The organism is Tersicoccus solisilvae, assembly GCF_014643255.1.
Lineage (GTDB): Bacteria > Actinomycetota > Actinomycetes > Actinomycetales > Micrococcaceae > Tersicoccus > Tersicoccus solisilvae.
The window spans coordinates 150411-170057 of record NZ_BMJI01000003.1 but is presented as its reverse complement, the minus strand read 5'-3'; the positions used below and the strand labels follow the sequence as shown (position 1 = coordinate 170057).

The 19647-nt window shown below is 69.5% G+C and carries 19 protein-coding genes and 1 tRNA gene; 13 read left to right on the top strand and 7 right to left on the bottom strand.

Features of this window, described 5'->3' with window-relative positions:
- Positions 1-182: 182 nt before the first annotated feature.
- From rplU to IEX22_RS04870, 5 genes are all read left to right on the top strand, one after another.
- Entirely contained in the window at positions 183-491 is a 309-nt protein-coding gene (rplU, locus tag IEX22_RS04890; protein ID WP_188666983.1) for a 50S ribosomal protein L21, read from the top strand.
- Positions 492-534: 43 nt separating this feature from the next.
- Positions 535-801, top strand: coding sequence for a 50S ribosomal protein L27 (rpmA, locus tag IEX22_RS04885; RefSeq protein WP_188666982.1), 267 nt, complete (start codon positions 535-537; stop codon positions 799-801).
- 105 nt (positions 802-906) lie between these two features.
- Positions 907-2487, top strand: coding sequence for a GTPase ObgE (obgE, locus tag IEX22_RS04880; RefSeq protein ID WP_188666981.1), 1581 nt, complete (start codon positions 907-909; stop codon positions 2485-2487).
- A complete protein-coding gene (gene proB / locus IEX22_RS04875) occupies positions 2484-3623 on the top strand; it encodes a glutamate 5-kinase (RefSeq protein WP_188666979.1) in 1140 nt (379 codons plus the stop codon). The genes obgE and proB overlap by 4 nt, the downstream gene beginning before the upstream one ends.
- Before the next feature lie 47 nt (positions 3624-3670).
- Positions 3671-4531 carry an SMP-30/gluconolactonase/LRE family protein gene (locus IEX22_RS04870; protein WP_188666977.1) on the top strand — a complete coding sequence of 287 codons (861 nt, stop codon included), beginning with the start codon at positions 3671-3673 and terminating at the stop codon, positions 4529-4531.
- A gap of 365 nt (positions 4532-4896) precedes the next feature.
- Here IEX22_RS04870 and IEX22_RS04865 read toward each other — a convergent pair whose 3' ends face one another.
- The 3 genes from IEX22_RS04865 to IEX22_RS04855 form a co-directional block, all read right to left on the bottom strand.
- Positions 4897-6060: a hypothetical protein gene (locus tag IEX22_RS04865; protein WP_188666975.1), complete on the bottom strand. Its 1164-nt coding sequence runs from the start codon at positions 6058-6060 to the stop codon at positions 4897-4899.
- A gap of 17 nt (positions 6061-6077) precedes the next feature.
- A complete protein-coding gene (locus IEX22_RS04860) occupies positions 6078-6317 on the bottom strand; it encodes a hypothetical protein (RefSeq protein ID WP_188666973.1) in 240 nt (79 codons plus the stop codon).
- Positions 6318-6379: 62 nt separating this feature from the next.
- Positions 6380-6979, bottom strand: a complete 600-nt coding sequence (locus tag IEX22_RS04855) for a hypothetical protein (RefSeq protein ID WP_188666971.1) — start codon at positions 6977-6979, stop codon at positions 6380-6382.
- A gap of 418 nt (positions 6980-7397) precedes the next feature.
- On the opposite strand from IEX22_RS04855, the gene IEX22_RS04850 reads away from it, so the two are divergent.
- The 8 genes from IEX22_RS04850 to IEX22_RS04815 all read left to right on the top strand — a co-directional run bounded on the left by IEX22_RS04850 (position 7398) and on the right by IEX22_RS04815 (position 13556).
- The gene (locus tag IEX22_RS04850) at positions 7398-8777 is read left to right on the top strand and encodes a glutamate-5-semialdehyde dehydrogenase (protein WP_188666969.1); all 1380 of its coding nucleotides are present in this window, start codon (positions 7398-7400) and stop codon (positions 8775-8777) included.
- Between the two features lie 31 nt (positions 8778-8808).
- Positions 8809-10173 carry a CynX/NimT family MFS transporter gene (locus IEX22_RS04845; protein WP_188666967.1) on the top strand — a complete coding sequence of 455 codons (1365 nt, stop codon included), beginning with the start codon at positions 8809-8811 and terminating at the stop codon, positions 10171-10173.
- 91 nt (positions 10174-10264) lie between these two features.
- Positions 10265-10492 (top strand): hypothetical protein, encoded by a 228-nt coding sequence (locus IEX22_RS04840; protein ID WP_188666965.1) that lies wholly within the window; start codon positions 10265-10267, stop codon positions 10490-10492.
- A 61-nt stretch (positions 10493-10553) separates the two neighbouring features.
- Entirely contained in the window at positions 10554-11192 is a 639-nt protein-coding gene (nadD, locus tag IEX22_RS04835; RefSeq protein WP_229659776.1) for a nicotinate-nucleotide adenylyltransferase, read from the top strand.
- Complete coding sequence (locus IEX22_RS04830) at positions 11185-12150, top strand: hypothetical protein (RefSeq protein WP_188666963.1); 966 nt, start codon at positions 11185-11187, stop codon at positions 12148-12150. Before nadD ends, IEX22_RS04830 begins: the two co-directional genes overlap by 8 nt.
- A 32-nt stretch (positions 12151-12182) precedes the next feature.
- A complete protein-coding gene (gene rsfS / locus IEX22_RS04825; protein WP_188666961.1) occupies positions 12183-12668 on the top strand; it encodes a ribosome silencing factor in 486 nt (161 codons plus the stop codon).
- Positions 12665-13381 (top strand): histidine phosphatase family protein, encoded by a 717-nt coding sequence (locus IEX22_RS04820; protein ID WP_188666952.1) that lies wholly within the window; start codon positions 12665-12667, stop codon positions 13379-13381. The genes rsfS and IEX22_RS04820 overlap by 4 nt, the downstream gene beginning before the upstream one ends.
- 99 nt (positions 13382-13480) lie before the next feature.
- Positions 13481-13556, top strand: a tRNA-Ala gene (locus IEX22_RS04815).
- A 148-nt stretch (positions 13557-13704) separates the two neighbouring features.
- Here IEX22_RS04815 and IEX22_RS04810 read toward each other — a convergent pair.
- The 4 genes from IEX22_RS04810 to IEX22_RS04795 form a co-directional block, all read right to left on the bottom strand.
- Positions 13705-15363, bottom strand: a complete 1659-nt coding sequence (locus tag IEX22_RS04810; protein WP_229659775.1) for a DNA/RNA helicase domain-containing protein — start codon at positions 15361-15363, stop codon at positions 13705-13707.
- A gap of 79 nt (positions 15364-15442) precedes the next feature.
- Positions 15443-15772: a nucleotide pyrophosphohydrolase gene (locus IEX22_RS04805; protein ID WP_188666948.1), complete on the bottom strand. Its 330-nt coding sequence runs from the start codon at positions 15770-15772 to the stop codon at positions 15443-15445.
- A 130-nt stretch (positions 15773-15902) separates the two neighbouring features.
- Positions 15903-19106 (bottom strand): cytochrome P450, encoded by a 3204-nt coding sequence (locus IEX22_RS04800; RefSeq protein ID WP_188666946.1) that lies wholly within the window; start codon positions 19104-19106, stop codon positions 15903-15905.
- Positions 19103-19579, bottom strand: a complete 477-nt coding sequence (locus IEX22_RS04795; protein ID WP_188666939.1) for an HtaA domain-containing protein — start codon at positions 19577-19579, stop codon at positions 19103-19105. Before IEX22_RS04795 ends, IEX22_RS04800 begins: the two co-directional genes overlap by 4 nt.
- Positions 19580-19647 lie beyond the last annotated feature (68 nt).

The window sequence follows — 19647 nt, the reverse complement described above, 5'->3', positions numbered from 1 at the left end:
TGCTCCCGTCACCGCCGGTGACGTATCCTGAGTAGTCGGTGCCGGGCCTCGAGTCGGTGCACCGCGATCCCTCAACACGATGCCGGGTCGCGTGCCGCCTGCCCCGCCGCACATCGGCCGCCCCTGCCGGGGAGTGCCGCAAGACTTTTTGTCCGAGATTGTCGAGAGAAGTGAGTTCCCACGTGGTGTACGCGATTGTCCGTGCTGGCGGGCGCCAGGAGAAGGTTTCGGTTGGCGACCTCGTCACCCTCGATCGCCTGCCCGGCGGCGAAGGCAGCACCATCGAGCTGCCCGCGCTCCTTCTGGTCGACGGTGACAAGGTGACCTCCGCTCAGCAGGAGCTGGCCAAGGTCAAGGTCACGGCCGAGGTTCTCGGCAACCTCCGTGGCCCGAAGATCTCCATCCAGAAGTTCAAGAACAAGACCGGCTACAAGAAGCGTCAGGGCTTCCGCGCGGACCTCACCCGCGTGAAGATCACCTCGATCGCCTGAGCACCCGGTCCGCTCCGTCACTCCCTGAAGGCAGGCACTAGCAATGGCACACAAGAAGGGCGCAAGCTCCACTCGCAACGGTCGTGACTCGAACGCCCAGTACCTGGGCGTCAAGCGGTTCGGCGGCCAGACCGTCAACGCCGGCGAGATCCTCGTCCGTCAGCGCGGCACCCACTTCCACCCGGGCCTGAACGTCGGCCGCGGCAAGGACGACACCCTGTTCGCCCTCTCCGCTGGTTCCGTCGCGTTCGGCACCCGCCGCGGCCGCCGCGTCGTGGACATCGTCGCCGCCGACGTCGCCGCGGTCTGATCTCCGCAGCACCACCACGCTTTCCCCGTCAGGGCAGGCCGTACGCGGCCTGCCCTGACGCGTATCCACCCTCGTTTTTCAGTACAGCTCCTCGGAAGGAGACCCGTGGCCAGCTTCGTCGACCGCGTCGTCCTGCACGTCTCCGGCGGCAACGGCGGCCACGGCTGCGTCTCCATCCACCGGGAGAAGTTCAAGCCGCTCGGCGGCCCCGACGGCGGCAACGGCGGTGACGGCGGCGACGTCGTCCTGCGCGTCGATCCGCAGACGACCACCCTGCTCGGCTACCACCGCGCGCCGCACCAGCACGCCGGCAACGGCGGCCCCGGCAAGGGCGACCACCGCGACGGCACCGCCGGCGAGAGCCTGATCCTGACCGTGCCCGACGGCACCGTGGTCAAGTCGGTCGACGGCGAGGTGCTCGCCGACCTGGTGGGCGAGGGCGCCGAGTTCGTCGCCGCGTCCGGCGGCCAGGGCGGCCTCGGCAACGCGGCCCTGTCCTCCCCGAAGCGCAAGGCCCCCGGCTTCGCGCTGCTCGGCATCGAGGGCAAGGCCCGCGACCTCGTCCTCGAGGTCAAGTCCATCGCCGACATCGCGTTCGTCGGCTTCCCCTCGGCCGGCAAGTCCAGCCTGATCGCCGCGCTCTCCGCCGCGCGGCCGAAGATCGCCGACTACCCGTTCACCACGCTCATCCCCAACCTCGGCGTCGTGCAGGCCGGGGAGACGCGGTACACCGTCGCCGACGTGCCCGGCCTGATCCCGGGCGCGAGCGAGGGCAAGGGCCTGGGCCTGGAGTTCCTCCGCCACGTCGAGCGGTGCGCCGCCCTGGTGCACGTCCTCGACTGCGCGACGCTGGAGCCCGGCCGTGACCCGGTCAGCGACCTGGAAGCGATCGAGGCCGAGCTGGACGCCTACGCGGTGGACGCCAGCTTCGCCGGGCCCGGTGGCGACGTCGTGCCCCTGAACGAGCGGCCCCGGCTGGTCGCCCTGAACAAGATCGACGTGCCCGAGGCCCGCGAGCTGGCCGACTTCATCCGGCCGGACCTCGAGGCCCGCGGCTACCGCGTGTTCGAGATCTCCACCGCCAGCCACGACGGCCTGCGCGAGCTGTCCTTCGCGATGGCGCAGATCGTCGAGGGTGCCCGCACCGACCGGGCCGAGACGCCGGCCGCGCCGCGCGTCGTCCTGCGGCCCAGGCCGGTGGACCGCGGCGGCCGCGGGGGCCGGGGCGAGTACGCGATCACCCGCGAGGAGCGCAGCCTCAAGCCGCTATTCCGGATCCGCGGGGAGAAGCCCGAGCGCTGGGTCGCCCAGACGGACTTCGCCAACGAGGAGGCCATCGGCTACCTCGCGGACCGGCTGGCCAAGCTGGGCGTCGAGGACGGCTTGTTCAAGGCCGGCGCGAAGCCGGGGGACACCGTCGTCATCGGCGGCGAGGACGGCGTCGTGTTCGACTGGGAGCCGACCATGGTGGCGGGCGCCGAGCTGCTCGCCGGCCCGCGCGGCACCGATCAGCGGTTGCTGGAGGCCGAGACCCGGCCCACCCGCAGCCAGAAGCGGCAGGACTTCCACGACCGGATGGATGCCAAGCAGGCCGCCCGCGACGAGCTCGAGGCCGAGCGGCGCGCCGGGCTGTGGACCGACCACCGGACGGGTACGGAGGACGCCGGCGACGAGGACGGCGCGTGAGCGTCAGCCTGCGTCGCAGCCCGATCACGTCCCGCGGGCAGGTCCCCACCGCGGGCCGCATCGTCGTCAAGGTCGGCTCGTCGTCCCTGACGTCCATCGGCGGCGGCATCGACGAGGCCGCCCTGACCCGGCTGTCCTACACGCTGGCCGCCGCGAAGCTCACCGGGCAGGAGATCATCCTGGTCTCCTCCGGCGCCATCGCCGCCGGGCTCGCGCCGCTCGGACTGACCCGCCGGCCGAGGGACCTGGCCAGCCAGCAGGCGGCCGCCGGCGTCGGACAGGGCCTGCTGATGGCCCGCTACACCCGGGCGTTCGGCGAACACGGCATCATCACCGGCCAGGTGCTGTTGACCGCGGACGACCTGATCCGGCGCACCCAGTACCAGAACGCCCACCGGTCGCTGACCCGGCTGCTGGCGCTGAACGTGCTGCCGATCGTCAACGAGAACGACGCCGTCGCCACCCACGAGATCCGGTTCGGCGACAACGACCGGCTCGCCTCCCTCGTCGCCCACCTCGCGCACGCGGATCTGCTGATCCTGCTCTCCGACGTCGACGCGCTCTACGACGGGCCGCCCGCCGACGGCGCCCAGCGGATCCCCGAGGTGCACGGCCCGGCCGACCTCGAGGCGATCACGATCGGCACCACCGGGGCGGCCGGCGTCGGCACCGGCGGCATGGCGACCAAGGTGCAGGCGGCCACCATGGCCGCCGCCAACGGCATCCCCGCCCTGGTCACCTCGACGGCGTACGCCGCCGCGGCGCTCGGCGGGGACCCGGTCGGCACCTGGTTCCACACCACCGGCAACCGGCACCCGATCCGGCTGATGTGGCTGGCGCACCTGGCCGACATCCGGGGGCGACTGGTGCTCGACGACGGCGCCGTCCGGGCGGTCCGCGATCGGCGCCGCTCGCTGCTGCCCGCCGGCATCGTCGACGTCACGGGGCGGTTCGCCTCGGGCGACCCCGTGGAGCTGACCGACCGCCGGGGCGAGGTGATCGCCCGCGGCCTGGTCAACTACGACTCCGAGGAACTGCCGCAGATGCTCGGCCGCACCACGTTCGAGCTGGGGGAGGAGCTCGGCCAGGACTACGAGCGGGTGGTCGTGCACGTCAACGACCTCGTCCTGGCCTGAGTCGGCCCTGACGCCGCTGCCTGACGCCGGCGTGGTTGCATGGTTCCATGAGCGAACTGCGGAACATCACCGGCCCGATCGCCTATCACGCCGAGGGGCCGATCTGGTCGCCGACCTGGGGCGGGCTGCGCTGGGTGGACATGTTCGCCGGCGATCTGCTGACCTTCACCGACGACGGCATCACCCGCCGGCACGTCGGCAGACTCGCCGCGTTCGTTCGTCCGCGAGCCAGCGGCGGCTTCGTCGTCGGGCTGTGGCACCAGCTCGCGGTCACGGACGCCGACGACGGCGAACTGCGGCTGCTGCCCCCGATGTGGGCGGATGAGGACACCCGGTTCAACGAGTGCGGCGTCTCCCCGAACGGCACCCTCTACGCCGGCAGCATGCACCTGGAGCAGGCGGAGGGTGCCGGCAGGCTGTACCGGATCGGCGCGGATGGCACCATCGAGACGACCGACCCCGCCGTCACCGTCTCCAACGGCCTCGGCTTCACGCCGAACGGGGAGCTGGCCTACTACGCGGACACCCCGACGGGACGGATCGACGTGTTCGACAACGTCGAGGACCGGCTCGTGAACCGGCGGCCGTTCGTCGAGGTCGACGGCGGGGACGGACCCGGCAGCGGCCGGCCGGACGGGCTGTGCGTCGACGCCGAGGGCGCCGTATGGGTGGCCGTCAACGGCAGCGGGCAGGTGCACCGGTACGACGCCGAGGGCACGCTGACGCAGCGCATCGAGGTGCCGGTCAGCCAGCCCACCGCCTGCACGCTCGGTGGGGACGACCTGCGCACCCTCTACATCACGACCTCCCGGGAGGGCCTGCCCGACGACGCGGAGCCCGACGCCGGCAGCGTCTACGCGACCCGGGTCGGGATCCCCGGGCTTCCCGTGGAGGCCGTGGCGCACTGAGCGGGATGCCTCGCGGAAGGTCGTCAAGAGATGGGCGTAGCTGGACCAGCCTCTCTCGATGGCCAGAGAAAGCGAGGCGGCGCCGGCGGTTGCAACCTCGAGGCTCGGGGAGTCCATGATGTCAAGGGCTACGCCGACGACCGGGTTGTGCCCGGCGACGGATGGCGGTTTGAGCGGTGAATCGTGCGGGATGACCGCCCGTTGGCGGTCAGCTCGACGTCGTCCGCCAGGTGGTGGGTGGCGCCGGGCCGGGTGTAGCTGGCATCCGACCGCCTTTGAGACGGTGACCTCCACGCGGCCCGTGTCTCGGGTGTGGCAACCACTGGCCGCCCGAGCCCGCGTCAGCGGATCCGCGGCGCGGGTGATCAGGTCTTGCGTAGCAGGTTGGTGACCCCGCCCAGCAGCAGGACGGTGAACAGCCATGACAGCGCTTTCAGGGCGGTGATGATCAGCGCCGGAAACCATGCGCCGGGACCCCACACCCATGCCGAGGACTGCACAGTGCCGACGACGGGAAGGGCGGTCTCGACGGCGTACAGGACCTTGTTCAGGCACGGGTAGTCCCAGCCCGCGCGGGCGGCCTCGCACTCGGTGGCACCGGTCAGGGGACCGTGCTGGGCGACGGTTTGCGCCGAGGTTCCAATGTCCAACGGCCGGGCCTGGCGGGAGGGCTCCAACTGGGAGGCTCCGAGGCCAGCGATCAGCATTGTGGCGAGCCCGAAGGCGGCGAGCCAGATCCCAGCGCGTAGCGGCCGGTACCCGAATCCGACGGCGGTCCCGTAGCCGAGGCGCAGCAGCCACCGTGTCCGCCCAGTGACCCAACCATAGATCGAGCGGAATCTTCTCGTCGGCCGTCCAGCAGGTCGAAGCTGCTCGGTAGACCGCTTCGCTGCGGCGATCCGCAACCGGGTCGCCTCCTCCATATGACCATCGCGGGCCAGCGCATCCGCAGCTTCGTGCCACGGCTGTGGCACAAAGACTTCCTGTCTGTCCAGCCACTTGGTGAGAATGACGTCCCGGCCGTTCTGGCCGCTGGGCACAGCGATGAGCCGGAGGCTGGTAAGAGCCCAGCCGGTCGCCTCCACTGCTGGGGGTGGGTTGTTGTCCCGGAGAACGAGCACCTGAATGTGAGCCAAGTGCAGATCCAGAACTGCTTGTATTCGTCCTACGAAAAGGCTATCGATCACCGCACCCTGCAAGTGAAGGCCTCCGACAGTTCCATCGGAGGGAAGGGAGTGACACGCCACGTTCTCCAGGTGCAGCTGGCCTCCAATGTGCGCACCGATTGCGCGCACCTGCCCGGTCGCGGTCAACCCGTCCCAAAACGCTCCACCGTCCACCCGAGCATTGTCGAGGCTGAGCGCGTCCCCGGCAGGGTTGGACAGGATCGCTTTCTGCAGGGCTAGCTGGCCGCCGATGTGCGCACCGGGGGCGCGCACTTGCCCGGTCGCGGTCAACTCGTCCCAGAACGCTCCACCGTCCACCCGAGCACCGTCGAGGCCGAGAGCAATCCCGTCGGGATTAGACATGACCGCCTTCTCCAGGGTTAGCTGGCCGCCGATGTGCGCCCGCCGATGTGCGCACCGACGGCGCGCACCTGCCCGGTCGCGGTCAACGCGGCCCCAAACGCTCCACCGTCTACCTGGATACGGTCGAGGTTGAGCGCGTCCCCATCGGGGTTGGACAGCGCCACCTCCCGCAGGTACAGCTGGCCTCCAATGTGCGCACCGGGGGCGCGCACCTGCCCGGTCGCGGTCAACCCGGCCAACAACGCGTCACCGTCCACCCGAGCATTGTCTAGGCTGAGCGCGTACCCAGCAGGGTTGGACAGGATCGCTTTCTGCAGGGCTAGCTGGCCGCCGATGTGCGCACACCGTCCACCCGAGCACCGTCGAGGCCGAGAGCAATCCCGTCGGGATTGAACAGAGTCGCCTTCTTCAGATTGAGCTGTCCGCCGATGTGCGCACAAACCGCGCGCACCTGCCCGGCCGCGGTCAACCCGGCCCAAAACGCGTCGTTGTCGAGATGAGCGCCGTCGAGATCGATTTCCGCTGTCCGACAGCCGGGGATATTCAACCCCGCCGCCTGTAGCTGCCGACCGCGGATACCTTGGGGAAAGTGACAGCGGGCGAAGACGAGGCGGTGACCGAGGCGCGCACCTGTGAGATCGAGGGACCCGACGATACGGACGGCGTAAATCTGCAGACCGTGCGGATCTGCCGTGAGTTCGCGGCTCAAGACCGCTCGACGTACAGCGGCTGCGGGGACGGTGCGCTCGGAGCCCCATCCTTTAAGAAGTTCGTCTGTCGGCGCGATCACCGCTCGATCTTCGTCAAATTCACCGTCGAGAATGCCGAGATTCTCGCCGCCAGGGTCGACAGGCACGCCAGTCTCGATCGCCCCGATGAGGACTTTCACCCAATCGTCTTCGCTGCGCTCCCCAGTCATGCGGGTCAGTGTGCCGCAGCTCGTGGGCTGCTGGCTAGAGTCCCGTCAGCCGCCGCTTCGCGACGGATGGTGCGTGCACATCAAGCCCGCCGCTCAACGCTCGGCAGATATCGCGCGGCCGGCAACCCCTTCAAACCGTAGGAGTTACTTCATGCCGTCTAGCTGCAACCAAGCTAATCGCTGGATTCAGCTAGAAGCGGCTGCCCGTTCGTGCATTGAACCGGTCGGCGGCGGCCAGCAGCTCGGAGGCCTCCGGGAACGTTCCTAGCGGAGTTGGTTCCAAGCGGTGACGAGGCCGACGCCCTCGGCGGCCCCTGCCGCGAGCCTGACGGCGATGGGCTCGGCCAAGGTTTGTCGGCACGCGTAGCGTGTGACGCCACCCATGCTTGGGGCGGCTCCGCCTCGATAGACTGGGCGGATGACGACGCTCACCCAGCACTCCGGCACGGCCTCTTCCGGGACCGGGAACAGCGACGCCCCGAAACCGGCTGTCGAAGGCGAGAGCACGGCCTCCGAGAACAGCGCCGCCGCCGTCGACGACGCCACCGCGGCCGCGATCGACCAGATCGCCGACGCCGCGAAGGCCGCCTCCCGCGGGCTCGCCCGCGCCACCCGCGCCACCAAGGACGCCGCGCTGCGCGCCATCGGCGCCGCCCTCATCGCCAATCAGGACCGCATCCTCGCCGCCAACGAGCGCGACCTCGCCGACGCCGACGCCAACGGCGTCAGCACGAGCCTGCAGGACCGGCTGCGCCTGACCCCGGAGCGCATCGTCGGCCTCGCCGAGGCGCTGGAGAACCTCGCGTCCCTGCCGGACCCGGTCGGCTCGGTCGTGCGCGGCCAGACCCTGCCCAACGGGCTGCGGCTGCGGCAGGTGCACGTGCCCCTCGGCGTCGTCGGCGCCATCTACGAGGCCCGCCCCAACGTGACCGTCGACATCGCCGGGCTGGCGCTGAAGGCCGGCAACGCCGTCATCCTGCGCGGCGGCACCGCGGCCGCCCACTCCAACGCGGCCCTCGTCGAGCTGATCGGCGAGGCGTTGACGGCCCAGGGGCTGCCCGCCACCGCCGTGCAGACCATCGACGAGCACGGCCGCGCCGGCGCCAACGCGCTGATGCGCGCCCGCGGCAAGGTCGACGTCCTCATCCCGCGCGGCGGCCGCTCCCTGATCCAGACCGTCGTGCGCAACGCGCAGGTGCCCGTCATCGAGACCGGCGAGGGCAACGTGCACATCTTCGTGGACGCCTCCGCGAGCCCGGACATGGTCACCCCGATCGTCCTCAACGCCAAGACGCAGCGGCCCAGCACCTGCAACACCGTCGAGACGCTGCTCGTCCACCCCGGCTACACCGGCCTCGAGGCGACGCTGCGGGCCCTGACCGAGGCGGGCGTCCGGCTGCACGTCGACGCGCGGGTCGCCGCCGCGCTGCCCGCCGACGTCCCCAGCCAGCCGGCCACCGAGGAGGACTGGGCCACCGAGTACATCGACCTGGACCTCGCCGTCGCGACCGTCGACTCGCTCGACGCGGCCATCGAGCACATCGAGACGTACACCACCCGGCACACCGAGGCGATCCTGACGAACGACCTGGCCAACGCCGAGCGATTCGTCGCCGAGGTCGACGCCGCCGCGGTGCTGGTCAACGCGTCCACCCGGTTCACCGACGGCGGCGAGTTCGGGCTCGGCGCGGAGGTGGGCATCTCGACGCAGAAGATGCACGCCCGCGGCCCGATGGGGCTGGCGGAGCTGACGACGACGAAGTGGATCGTGACGGGCGACGGGCACGTGCGCCCGTGACGGCGTCCCCGCCCGCCCGGGGGTGCGCGGCATGAGCGCCCGCACCTCCACGAACGGGGCGACGACGCGAGCGGCCGGCCACCTGCGTGGCCGGCCGCCGGCGTGGTTGCTGGTCGTCGGCATCCTCGCGATCGCGGCCAACCTGCGGCCCATCTTCACGGCGCTGGGCCCGCTCATCGACCAGGTCGGCGCGGAGACGGGCGTGGGGCCCACCGGGCTCGGCCTGCTCGCGGCGATGCCGCTGCTCGCGTTCGCCGTGATCTCGCCGGTGGCCGCGGCGGTCGGCAATCGGTTCGGCGCCGCCCGTACCGTGCTCGCCGCGCTGTTCCTGCTGCTGGTCGGGGCGGGTATCCGGTCCCTGCCGACGGGGGGCCTGCTCGGGGAGGCCGGCCTGTGGATCGGGTCCTTCCTGATCGGCGCGGCGATCGCCGTCGGCAACGTGCTGCTGCCCTCGATCGTCAAGCGGGAGTTTCCCGGCCACGTCCCGCAGCTGACCGGGGCCTACTCGGCGGTCCTCGGCGCGGTCGCCTCGGTCGGCGCGGGTCTGGCGGTGCCGCTGTCCCACCTCCGGCTGCCCGACGGCGACGAGGCCGGCTGGCGGTTGGGCCTGGGCACGTGGGCGCTGCTCGTCGTCCCGGCGATCCTGCTGTGGCTGCCGCACCTGCGCACGCGGACCGCGGTGGACGAGCCCGCCGTCGAGCCCGCCGGCGACGAGCCCGGTGAAGGCGAACGCGCCGCTGCGGCCACCCGACCGCGCCGCAGCGTGTGGCGCTCGCCGCTGGCCTGGCAGGTGACGGCGTACATGGGTCTGCAGTCGGTCAACTTCTACGTCATCGTCACGTGGCTGCCCACCATCGAACGGTCGTGGGGGCACGGGGACGTCGAGTCCGGCTGGGACCTGTTCGCGTATCAGCTCGTCGGCGTCGCCTCCAGCTTCCTCGTCCCCCTGCTGCTGCGCGGCCGCGACCAGCGGCTGCCCAGTGCGCTCGCCCCGGTGTTCACCGGCGGAGGCCTGATGGGCCTGCTGCTCGCGCCGGACCTGGCGACCGTCTGGGCGCTGATCGCCGGACTCGGCGGCGGGGCCTCCCTCGTCATCGCGCTCAGCCTGATCGGGCTGCGCGCCGCGGACCACCGGGACGCCTCGTCGCTGTCCGGCATGTCCCAGTCCGTGGGGTACCTGCTGGCCGCCGTCGGGCCGCCCGTCGTCGGCATCCTGTTCACCGCGACCGGTGCCTGGACGGTGCCGGTGCTGGTGCTCGTCGGCGTCAACGTCGTGCAGGTGGTCGTGGGCCTGTCCGTCGGCCGGGACCGCACCGTCGGCGACGCCCGCGACGGCGGCGCCGGTCCGCGCCACGACGGCGACCCGCTCGCCGCTCGGCAGGGCCCCGCGACGTAGGATGGGGACCGTCCCCCCGACGTGGGCGGCAACCCGGTCGAGCCGGGTGCCCCCGTCCTCGTCCCCGTACCCGACCCGAAGCAGGGAGAGCATGCTCACTTCGATGGCCACCGCCGTCCTGTCCGCCGCCGAGGAGGCCCCCGCCCCGACGATCGCCCCGGCCCCGGTCGTCATGCTGGTGATCTTCGGCATCTTCCTGCTGCTGCTCTTCGTCACCGTGTCCTTCACCAACGTCGGCATGCGCCACGACGCGCACGACGAGCACGTGGACCCGCAGCGCACCCTGCCGGCGGAGCACCACCGGGAGCAGCGCCATTAACTCGCCCGTCCCCACGCCGGGCCACGTCTCCCTCCCCGGGCACCGCGCCCGGGTGGGCGTCATGGGCGGCACGTTCGACCCGATCCACCACGGCCACCTCGTGGCCGCGTCCGAGGTGGCGTCCGTGTTCGGGCTCGACGAGGTCGTCTTCGTCCCCACCGGCCAGCCCTGGCAGAAGTCCACGCAGGACGTCTCGCCCGCCGAGCACCGCTACCTGATGACGGTGATCGCGACGGCGTCCAACCCGCGGTTCAGCGTCTCCCGCGTGGACGTGGACCGGCCCGGCCCCACCTACACGATCGACACGCTCCGTGAGCTGCACGCCCTGCGCCCGGACGCGGACCTGTTCTTCATCACCGGGGCGGACGCGCTCGCGCAGATCCTGTCCTGGAAGGACGTCGACGAGCTGTGGTCGCTCGCCCACTTCGTCGGGGTCACCCGGCCCGGGCACGAGCTGAGCAACATCGGCCGCGACGACATCTCCCTGATGGAGATCCCCGCCATGGCGATCTCCTCGACGGACTGCCGCGCCCGCGTGAGCAGCGGCCACCCCGTCTGGTACCTGGTGCCCGACGGCGTCGTCCAGTACATCGCCAAGTACGGCCTGTACACCGCGGAGGTGGCGGGCGCGGACTCCGGCATCGGGCGGCCCGTGCTCGACGGCGCGACCCCGCAGAATGCCCTGGTGCCGCATGACTGACCCGAACCAGCCCGTCCAGTACCTGACCCGCCGTGAGCGGCGGGCGGCCGAGCGCGCCGCCGAGGAGGCGGCTCGCGGCGCTGCTCCGTCGGATCCGTCGGCCACCGACGCGTCCGACGTCGACGCCGACGGGGTCGCCTTCGGTGCCGGAGCGGCGCTGACCCGGGAGGAGTACGAGGCCCGGATGGCCGAGCTCTCCGGTGAGGCGGGCGAGCACGCGGTCAGCCTGTCCCGGCACGGGGTGTCGACTGCTCCTGCCACGGCGCACGGCGAGCATGAGGGCGCCGAGCACGCCGGGCCCGAGCACGTGGACCCGCAGGTCCGCGCCGAGCAGGAGGCCCTGGCCGCCCGTGCCGCGGCGCTGAACGCCGCCCAGCGGGGGACGCCCGCCGGACCGGCCGTGACCGATGCGCCGGTGGCGTCCGACCTGGTGCCGCCGGTCGAGCTGACCGAGCCGCACAACCTCGGTGCGGTCACCCCGCTGCGGTACCAGAACGACCCCGCGTTCGACTTCCCGACGCTCGCCCCGCCGAGCACCTCGATGCTGTTCCTCACCGTGGACCCGGAGACCGGCACGGCGCAGCCGCTGCCGGGGACGCCGGGCGCGCCCGCCGACGCTGTTGTTCCGACGACGCCCGACCACGAGTCCGACGCCGCTCCCGGTCCCGCCACCGGGTGGGTGCCGACGGCCGACCTGCTCGAGTCGGGCGCGACGGCGTCGTCCTCTCCGGCTCCGGCGTCGCCGGTGTCCGCGTCCGATGTCGAGGCGACGACACCGTCGTCGATCAGCTCGGCACCGCCCCTGCCCGTCGGTGCGGCCGACGCCGCGGGTCTCGACCCGCTCGACTCCCGCACCGCCCGGCAGGGCCGTCGCCCGTGGGTAGCCGCCCTGATCGGCACCTCCGCCATCGTCGTTGTCGGCCTGGCCGTGCTGGCCGCCATGATGTTCCTCCGCTGAGTTCTCTTCACTCGTTTCCTTCAAGGAGTTCCGTGACCGCAACCGACCTCTCCATCTCCCTCGTCCGGGCCGCTGCCCGGGCCGCCGCCGACAAGCAGGCGAACGACGTCGTCGCGCTTGACGTCAGCGAGCGGCTCGCCATCACCGATGCGTTCCTCATCGCGTCGGCGTCCACCGAGCGGCAGGTCAACGCCATCGTGGACGCGATCGAGGAAGCCCTGGCCGAGCTGGGAGAGAAGCCCGTGCGGCGCGAGGGCCGGTCTGAGGGCCGGTGGGTGCTGCTGGACTACGCGCAGGTGATCGTGCACGTGCAGCACAAGGAGGACCGGGTGTTCTACGCGCTGGAGCGGCTGTGGAACGACAGCCCCGTCATCGACATCTCGGCCGAGCTGAACGCGCACGCGAGCGTGCCGGCGGGTCAGGAGCGGGCTGGTGCTGCCTCTTCTGATCGTCCCCTGGTCGACCCGGCCGAGCTGGGTCTCACCTCGCCTTCCGGCGACGACGAGCCCCGGGCGTGAGCTCGGTCGGATCTCACGGCGCCGGATCACACGGGGCCGGCGGCCATCACGCCGCGAACGGCCGCCGCGTCATCGTGTGGCGGCACGGGCAGACGCCGTGGAACGTGGCCGGCCGGTTCCAGGGGCAGACCGACATCGACCTCGACGAGGTCGGGGAGGCGCAGGCGGAGTCGTCGGCGCGGCTGCTGGCGGCGCTGAACCCGGACAGGATCGTCGCCTCCGACCTGACGCGCGCCCGCAAGACCGGGGAGGCGCTGGGTCGGCTCACCGGTCTGCCGGTGACGCTGGACGAGCGGCTGCGGGAGACCAATGCGGGGCGCTGGCAGGGTCTGACGTTCGCGGAGATCAACGAGCAGTTCCCGGAGGAGTCCGCCGCATGGACCACGGGTGACGTCGAGGTGGTGCCCGGGGGAGGGGAGAGCCGGCTCGACGTGGCGGCGCGGGTCTGCGCGTCGGTGCAGGAGCACCTGGCCTCGGTGCCCGACGACGGCCTGCTGGTCCTGGCGACCCACGGCGGCGCGGCGCGCGTGGCGATCACGTCGATGCTGGGACTGCCGCACGGGTCGTGGTCGGTGCTGTCCGGCCTGGCCAACTGCAACTGGTCGATGCTCGAGGAGATGGGCCCGGACAAGGCCGCCCGCGGCCTGCGCTGGCGGCTCGCGGAGCACAACGCGGGGAGCCTGCCGGAGCCGGTGGTGGTCGAGGAGGGCTGAGGCCCTTCCGATTTGGTTACTCGGGAGTTCATTGGATAGACTTCTGGAGTTGCCGCGGCACGGATAACGGTCTCGATCCGGGCTGTGCACGGTGACGATGGGGCTGTGGCGCAGCTGGTAGCGCACCTGCATGGCATGCAGGGGGTCAGGGGTTCGAGTCCCCTCAGCTCCACCAAAATGAGAAGGGCTCTGCCAGCGCCGGCGGGGCCCTTCTTTTGTTGCATACGCTGCTTGCATTCCGGTCGCAGTGCACCGGCGCAGGAGACCTTTCTGGATGCGGAACGTGCCGCAAGGGTGTAGAGACGTCCACCTTGACTCAAGGGTTACATCCGGAGCGATCTATCTTGATCAACCTGGATAGTGGTGGGGATACGGGACTGGAGAAATGAACGTAGTTCCGGATCGCATACATACACGAAGGTTCCGCGCATTCCTCTCGTCATCAGTACAGCATAGATGTTCTTGACGTACTGCAGCAGATCTGCATCGGTGTAGTTGATGCCTAAGCGCGGATTGTTCTCTTTGCCCTTCTTGTCGAAATAGTTGCTCCTATCGAAGACAATGCGCTGTAGGTTCTTGTCGAACTTTAGCTCCGGACCGATGATTACCCCTGCATAATTTAGGTCGTATCCTTGGACGGTATGAATGGATCCGACCTCATTCTTAGAGTTCGGCGAGTTGATCCAGTCCTTGTCTGTAGAGTTCCATCTCAGTCTGGAGCCTTCAATCTCTATATCAAAGAGCTCTCGGTTTTTCTTGCTCGACCAGGGCCAAGCGTATCCGGCGACCAATCTCGAGAGCCCGAATTGCTTATTCTTTCGCTCTATGTGATCTTTCATTCGTTTGAAGTCATCGAATAGAATGAACTCGTAGTTCTTGAGTCTCGGAAGAGCGGCGGTTTCGGTGTCGAATATCCGGCGGATGTAGGCAACATAGTCGTCGCCTGCATTGACGCGCATCTGGCTAAGGAGTTGGTAGATCCGGCCTTCTGTTCTCGCCGTGTCGAGTACGCGGCCGAGTTGCTCAGTGGGAAGGTCAGAGGGTCGAACAGTTTGTTCACTGTCGATGAGAAGAATGAGATGACGACTCACGGCTTGGAGCCAGTCGAGCTGCGTGAGGTCGTAATTGTCCTCGCCGAATAGCTTCTCGTTAATCTGTTGGAATTGTTTGTTCCGTACTCCGGAAGACTGGTTCGCTCGCTGAGACAGGCGGTGAGTCTCATCGACGATCAGCAGATCGAACTGCTCGGTCGACAGGGCAGCTTCGAAAGGGCTCAGGACCATAGTCGCGTCCAGACCAGGAGTCTTCGAGAACACCTTGCGAATCGATTGTCGAAGAGACTGTTGTGGTACAACGAGGCCAAGTCGAAGCCCTGCCAGCAGTTCGGCGTATCCCTCGATGAAGTACTCTGCGAATATGGAGTCGCTGTCGATGACGCCGCGGTCGCGACGCAACTGAATGTCCCTGAGCAGCTTCATCAGATAGATCGCAACGATAGTCTTACCCGTTCCGGGCTCGCCTTTGATCGCGATGACGCTCGAGGTCTCGGTCTCCATATCCTTGAACAGCCCCTCGAGTATGTCATTGACAGCGCCGGCTTGGTCGCTGGTCAGCGCCTTGAAAGGTGAGAGCTTGAACAGATCGGAGTTCTCAATTTGCGGTATGGTCCGAGTGAATAGACCGGAATCCTTCAATCGATTGAAGATTTCATCGAAGGTTTCCTGATACAGGTGTCGATTGTAGTAATCGGCGTTCGTGATTCCCTCGTTAAGATTGGTCACCGCGAACTTCCCATCGCCCGCAAACATGCGGATCAAGAAGGATTCAAGGTCGAGACATACCGACTTGTTGAAGGTGCTATCTATGAGAACTCGCACCACTCGCAAGTGTGAACGGCCCGCAGCGATATGCTGTTTCAGGCGAGCCGCAGCGTTTAATGACTCGCCGACATACACTTCGTTCTGCCCGTTGAGGGTGTACACGACTGGCCAATTTCTATGCTCGACCGATGCCTTTCCCCATGCTGACACGGCGTCCAAGTCCAAGCTCAAGTTTTCGACTCTAAAGTTGGTCACTCTTGGCGCTCCGACCGCGTGACCTCTCCACGGGATATTTGCTACTCGTGATTTCCAGTTTGGCGTAGATGAGATCGATTGGGTCGGAATCGAGATTATCTGCCAACAAGAAGCAATACGTCATTACGTCTGCAAGTTCGTGGCGAATCCGGTCATGATCGGTTTCTGCGCTCCACTGGAAGCACTCGAGAAGCTCTCCTGCTTCGATCGCGATACTCTTCGCGAGATTCTCCGGAGTATGAAATTGAGGCCAGTTGCGCTCTTCCATGAACGATCGCAGCGTTGATAGCGTCTCCGCAACGCGGTCAGTCGGCATAGAGGTAAAGCTATCAGTTCGATCCGTCGTCGACGGTGTCGGCCAAGCCCTATGGATGCGCGTCGAGGCCAGCAGGCGGCAAGGACGGGTCCTCTGAAGTGCGCTCGCGTGGCGCCCGAGGTTTGATATCTCAGAGCTCTTGCGCCACCTCGGTCTCAAGGTTCTCGAGAGCGCTGTCGGCCCAGCATCGGGCCACTCTTGTTGCGCTTTCCCCGCTTGCGGCGTCGTGGCGGCCGTAGTGGCCGATGCGCTCTGCGCCGAGGTGGCGGAGGCCCTCGTCGAGGATCTCCGAACCGCGGGAGTAGGTGGCGTGGTAGGAGTGGTCGCCGAGTCCGAAGACCGCGAAACGGAGGCCGGTGAGATCCGGCTGCTGGTTGAGGAGGGCCCGGTGGAATCCATGGGCGGTGGTGGGCAGTTCGCCGTCGCCGTATGTGGAGCAGATCAGCAGGTGCGGGACGGCGCGGTCGAGCTCCGCGGCAACGTCGGTGGTGCGGAGGGATCCGATATCGCGGACGGTGACAGTGAACCGGTCGGCCAAGTGGCGGGCCAGTTCCTCGGCGACAAGTTCGGCGTTGCCGGACTCGGTGCCGAACAGCACGGTCAGTGGTGGCAGGTGGGTCGCCGCGGCGCCGACCGTCGCTGATGCCCCTTCGGCGGCGCGCTCGGGTGTGCTGATGGCGGCGGAGGCGAGTAGCCGCAGCTCACGGGCGTCGCGGAATTTGCCGCGCACCCGGCCTTCGGTGGCGCGGGCGAGTTCCTCGGTGTCGACTCTTTGCCAGCCGGCCCAGTCGGTCGCGCGCGCCAGGTAGGGAGCGAGTGTCATGTAGCCACGTGCTGGGCCGCTTGGCTGGGAAGGACTCCCTGTCTCGAGGTCGGTGGCGATGGTCTCGGCCAGCTCGCGGGAGTCGGTGCGCTGGGAGGGGATCGTGCCCCGCGGGCCGCGGCGCGCCCACCCGGCCACGTATAGACCCGGTTCGATCCGGCCGGTGTCCCGGATCCGCTCGTCGAGGGCGCCGAGGGAGCCGACGAGGTCGTCCGCGCAGGCATGGAAGCCGATGGCGGTGACAACGGCGTCCGCGTCGAGCCGGGCGGACGCGTTGGCGGCCTTGTCGCACGCGGTGATCGTCAGTGCCGACACGCGTCCCGACTGCGAATCGCTGTGCACCTCGGCGGGGACGTAGCCGATCCACCACTCGATTCGGAGTGAGGCGTCTGCGCCGGACGAACCGGAGCGGATCAGGTCGGCGATCAGCTCCGACCGCGGATCGCCGGCGGCCTCGAGCTGGGCGAGGTTGACGCCATGGACGACGTGCTCGATACCGGGAAGCTCGACGATCTCCCGCAGCATCACCGGGTCGAACTTCGCCATGTCCGGCTGGGACCGCCCGACCACGTGCAGGGTGGTCAGCTGGTCGGTCAGCGCGGTGTGCGCCTCGTCGTGGATATCGGAGTCGGCCAGGTGCTCGGCGCGCTTGGCGGTCAGCCGGATGAGGTCCATGGCGACGTTGCCCATGCCGACGACGACGGCGGTTCGGCCCAGGGTGGGCAACTCGCCGGTGCAGGAAGCGGGGTCGGCGTTGAGCAACCGAGTTAGTTCCCCGGATCCGAACACCCCCGGCCGGGGTGCGCCGTTGACCAGCGCACCGGCCATGTCGAGCGGCGCGTCACCGGTGAGGCCCGTGGCGACGACCACGGCGTCGTGCGCGTCGCGGAGCTGCTGCAGGGTGAGCTCGGCGCCGGCGGCGTCCTGCGAACGGACCGCGGGCGCGTCCTGCGCGGGCCGGCCTCGGAGCACCACGTCCTCGGCGACGGGGTCGGTGTGGACGCGGGTGGACCCGACGAAGCGGACGCCGTCGCGCTCGAAGAGTCGGGCGAACTGGTCGGCCACCGCCTTGGTTCCCTGGTGGTCGGCGGCGACCCCGGACCGGACGAGGCCGTACGGGGTGGGGCTGGCGTCGTAGACGGTCACCCGCGCGCCGGGCAGGCGGCGGAGGACGGCCTGGGCGGTGTAGCATCCGGCGGGGCCGGCGCCGATGATGGCGACATGAGGCCCGGCGACCGACGAGGGTGCCGGAGCCGCCGAGGTGGCGGGGGAGGCACCCGCGGCGGCGCGAGAGCCAGGCGCGCCGGCCGGCGTCGCCGTGTCGAAGGTGACCGGGAGTTCGTCCATGCCGCGGAACACCCAGCCACCGGGAACGGCGGGCCGCTCGGGGTGCAGGCTCAAGCCCGGCAGCGCCTTGAAGAGCGCCGGCAGCGCGACGTCGGCAACCTCGGCGCGGGCGACCCAGGCGCCCAGGCACACGTGCACGCCCTTGCCGAAGGCCAGGTGCGCGCCCTGCCCGCTGCGGGTGAGGTCGAACCGCTCTGGCGAGGGCCACTGGCGCTCGTCGCGGTTGGCCGAGAGCAGGCAGATGCCCAGCTTCGCGCCGGCCGGCAGCCGCACGCCCTGCAGGTCGACGTCGCGCGTGGTCTGCCGCGAGTACATGCCGATCGGCGCCACCCAGCGGATCGCCTCGTCGAACACGGCGTTCCACCGCGACGGGTCGGCCTCGACGAGGGCGCGCTGGTCCGGGTCGCGCATCAGCGCCCAGGCGGCGACGCCGATCGCGTCGCGCGGTTCGTTGAGGCCGCCGCCGATGGTCATCTTCAGGTTGGCCCGGATCGACTCGATCGGCATCTGCTCCCCGGGCAGGGCGAGCAGGGCGGAGAGCAGCGAGCTGTCGGGGTGGCGCCGGTGCCAGCCGATCATCTCGTCCAGCGCGTCGTCGACCTCGTCGAACGACGACTCGCCCCGCGCCCACACCGCCGGGTCGTCGGCGTAGTTGCCGGTGGCGTCGATCAGCGTCTGGCTCCAGCGCTGCAGGTCCTCCTGCGTGACGTTGTGCAGGCCGGTGATGGCGCGCAGGTTCTCGGCGGCGAAGGGCGCGGCGAAGTCCCACACCAGGTCCGCGCCGGGCCCCTTCTCCCGCAGCAGCTCGAGGTAGCGCTCGGCGTTGCGCTCGAAGATCGGCAGCCACGCCTTCTTCACCACCGACGGGCGCAGCACCGGCTGCCAGGCGCGACGCTCGACGGCGTGCTCCGGGTCGTCCTTGCGCAGCATCGAGTGCCCCATGGCCCGGATCATGAGCGACCCCTTCTCGTTGGCGGAGAAGGTCTGCTGGTCCAGCTCGGTGTCGTGGACGGCGGCGTAGGAGGTGACGAGGTAGCGGTTGACGGCGGGGACCCAGTGCACGCCGCCCTCGGCGCGGAGCCGCTCGAAGGTGGGGAAGGGATCGGCGTAGAGCTCGGGGATGGACACCCAGTCGGCGACGGAGGCGTCGGTGATGGTGGTCATCGGGCGTCCTCGATCTCCAGCGAGGCCAGCGGGAGGCCAGCGGGGTAGTGGTCCATGAAGAGGTCGGCGCCGGACTCGGTGAGGATCGGTCGCGTGTACCGCCGGCCGGTCTCGGTCTCCTCGGGGTCGCCGAGGTGCGCGAGGACCATGCGTTCGGCGGGGGAGAAAGGGTCGGTGATGGTGACGACCGGCCCGGAGTGCTCGATCGCGGGGTCGGCGAGGGTGACGGCGAGGAGGCCGTGGTGGCCGGTCCAGTGGACGGCGCCGGTTCCTTTCAAGCAGGTTCCCCGCGCGATGCCGACGGGGAATCGGAAGCGGCCGTCCGCCGTGCGCTCGGCGCCGCCCGAGACGTCGACGCGACCGTCGGCCAGGCGCTCGACGTAGGCGGTGAAGTCGGCGTGGAACGCCCAGATCAGGCTTGCCGACGACGACGTCGTGCGAGTGCCGGGTTCTGTTTCGACAGCGACGATCATGGTGGCTCCTCCGGTCCGGTCGACGGCGACCGGATGTTCTCCTCCACTGTGAGCCAGCTCTCAACTAC

Coding starts and splice junctions, on each gene's coding strand:
- rpmA (WP_188666982.1), top strand. CDS start 535: ATGGCACACAAGAAGGGCGCAAGCTCCACTCGCAACGGTCGTGACTCG.
- IEX22_RS04870 (WP_188666977.1), top strand. CDS start 3,671: ATGAGCGAACTGCGGAACATCACCGGCCCGATCGCCTATCACGCCGAG.
- IEX22_RS04865 (WP_188666975.1), bottom strand. CDS start 6,060: ATGTCTAATCCCGACGGGATTGCTCTCGGCCTCGACGGTGCTCGGGTG.
- IEX22_RS04855 (WP_188666971.1), bottom strand. CDS start 6,979: ATGACTGGGGAGCGCAGCGAAGACGATTGGGTGAAAGTCCTCATCGGG.
- IEX22_RS04850 (WP_188666969.1), top strand. CDS start 7,398: ATGACGACGCTCACCCAGCACTCCGGCACGGCCTCTTCCGGGACCGGG.
- IEX22_RS04845 (WP_188666967.1), top strand. CDS start 8,809: ATGAGCGCCCGCACCTCCACGAACGGGGCGACGACGCGAGCGGCCGGC.
- IEX22_RS04840 (WP_188666965.1), top strand. CDS start 10,265: ATGCTCACTTCGATGGCCACCGCCGTCCTGTCCGCCGCCGAGGAGGCC.
- nadD (WP_229659776.1), top strand. CDS start 10,554: ATGGGCGGCACGTTCGACCCGATCCACCACGGCCACCTCGTGGCCGCG.
- IEX22_RS04830 (WP_188666963.1), top strand. CDS start 11,185: ATGACTGACCCGAACCAGCCCGTCCAGTACCTGACCCGCCGTGAGCGG.
- IEX22_RS04805 (WP_188666948.1), bottom strand. CDS start 15,772: ATGCCGACTGACCGCGTTGCGGAGACGCTATCAACGCTGCGATCGTTC.
- IEX22_RS04800 (WP_188666946.1), bottom strand. CDS start 19,106: ATGACCACCATCACCGACGCCTCCGTCGCCGACTGGGTGTCCATCCCC.
- IEX22_RS04795 (WP_188666939.1), bottom strand. CDS start 19,579: ATGATCGTCGCTGTCGAAACAGAACCCGGCACTCGCACGACGTCGTCG.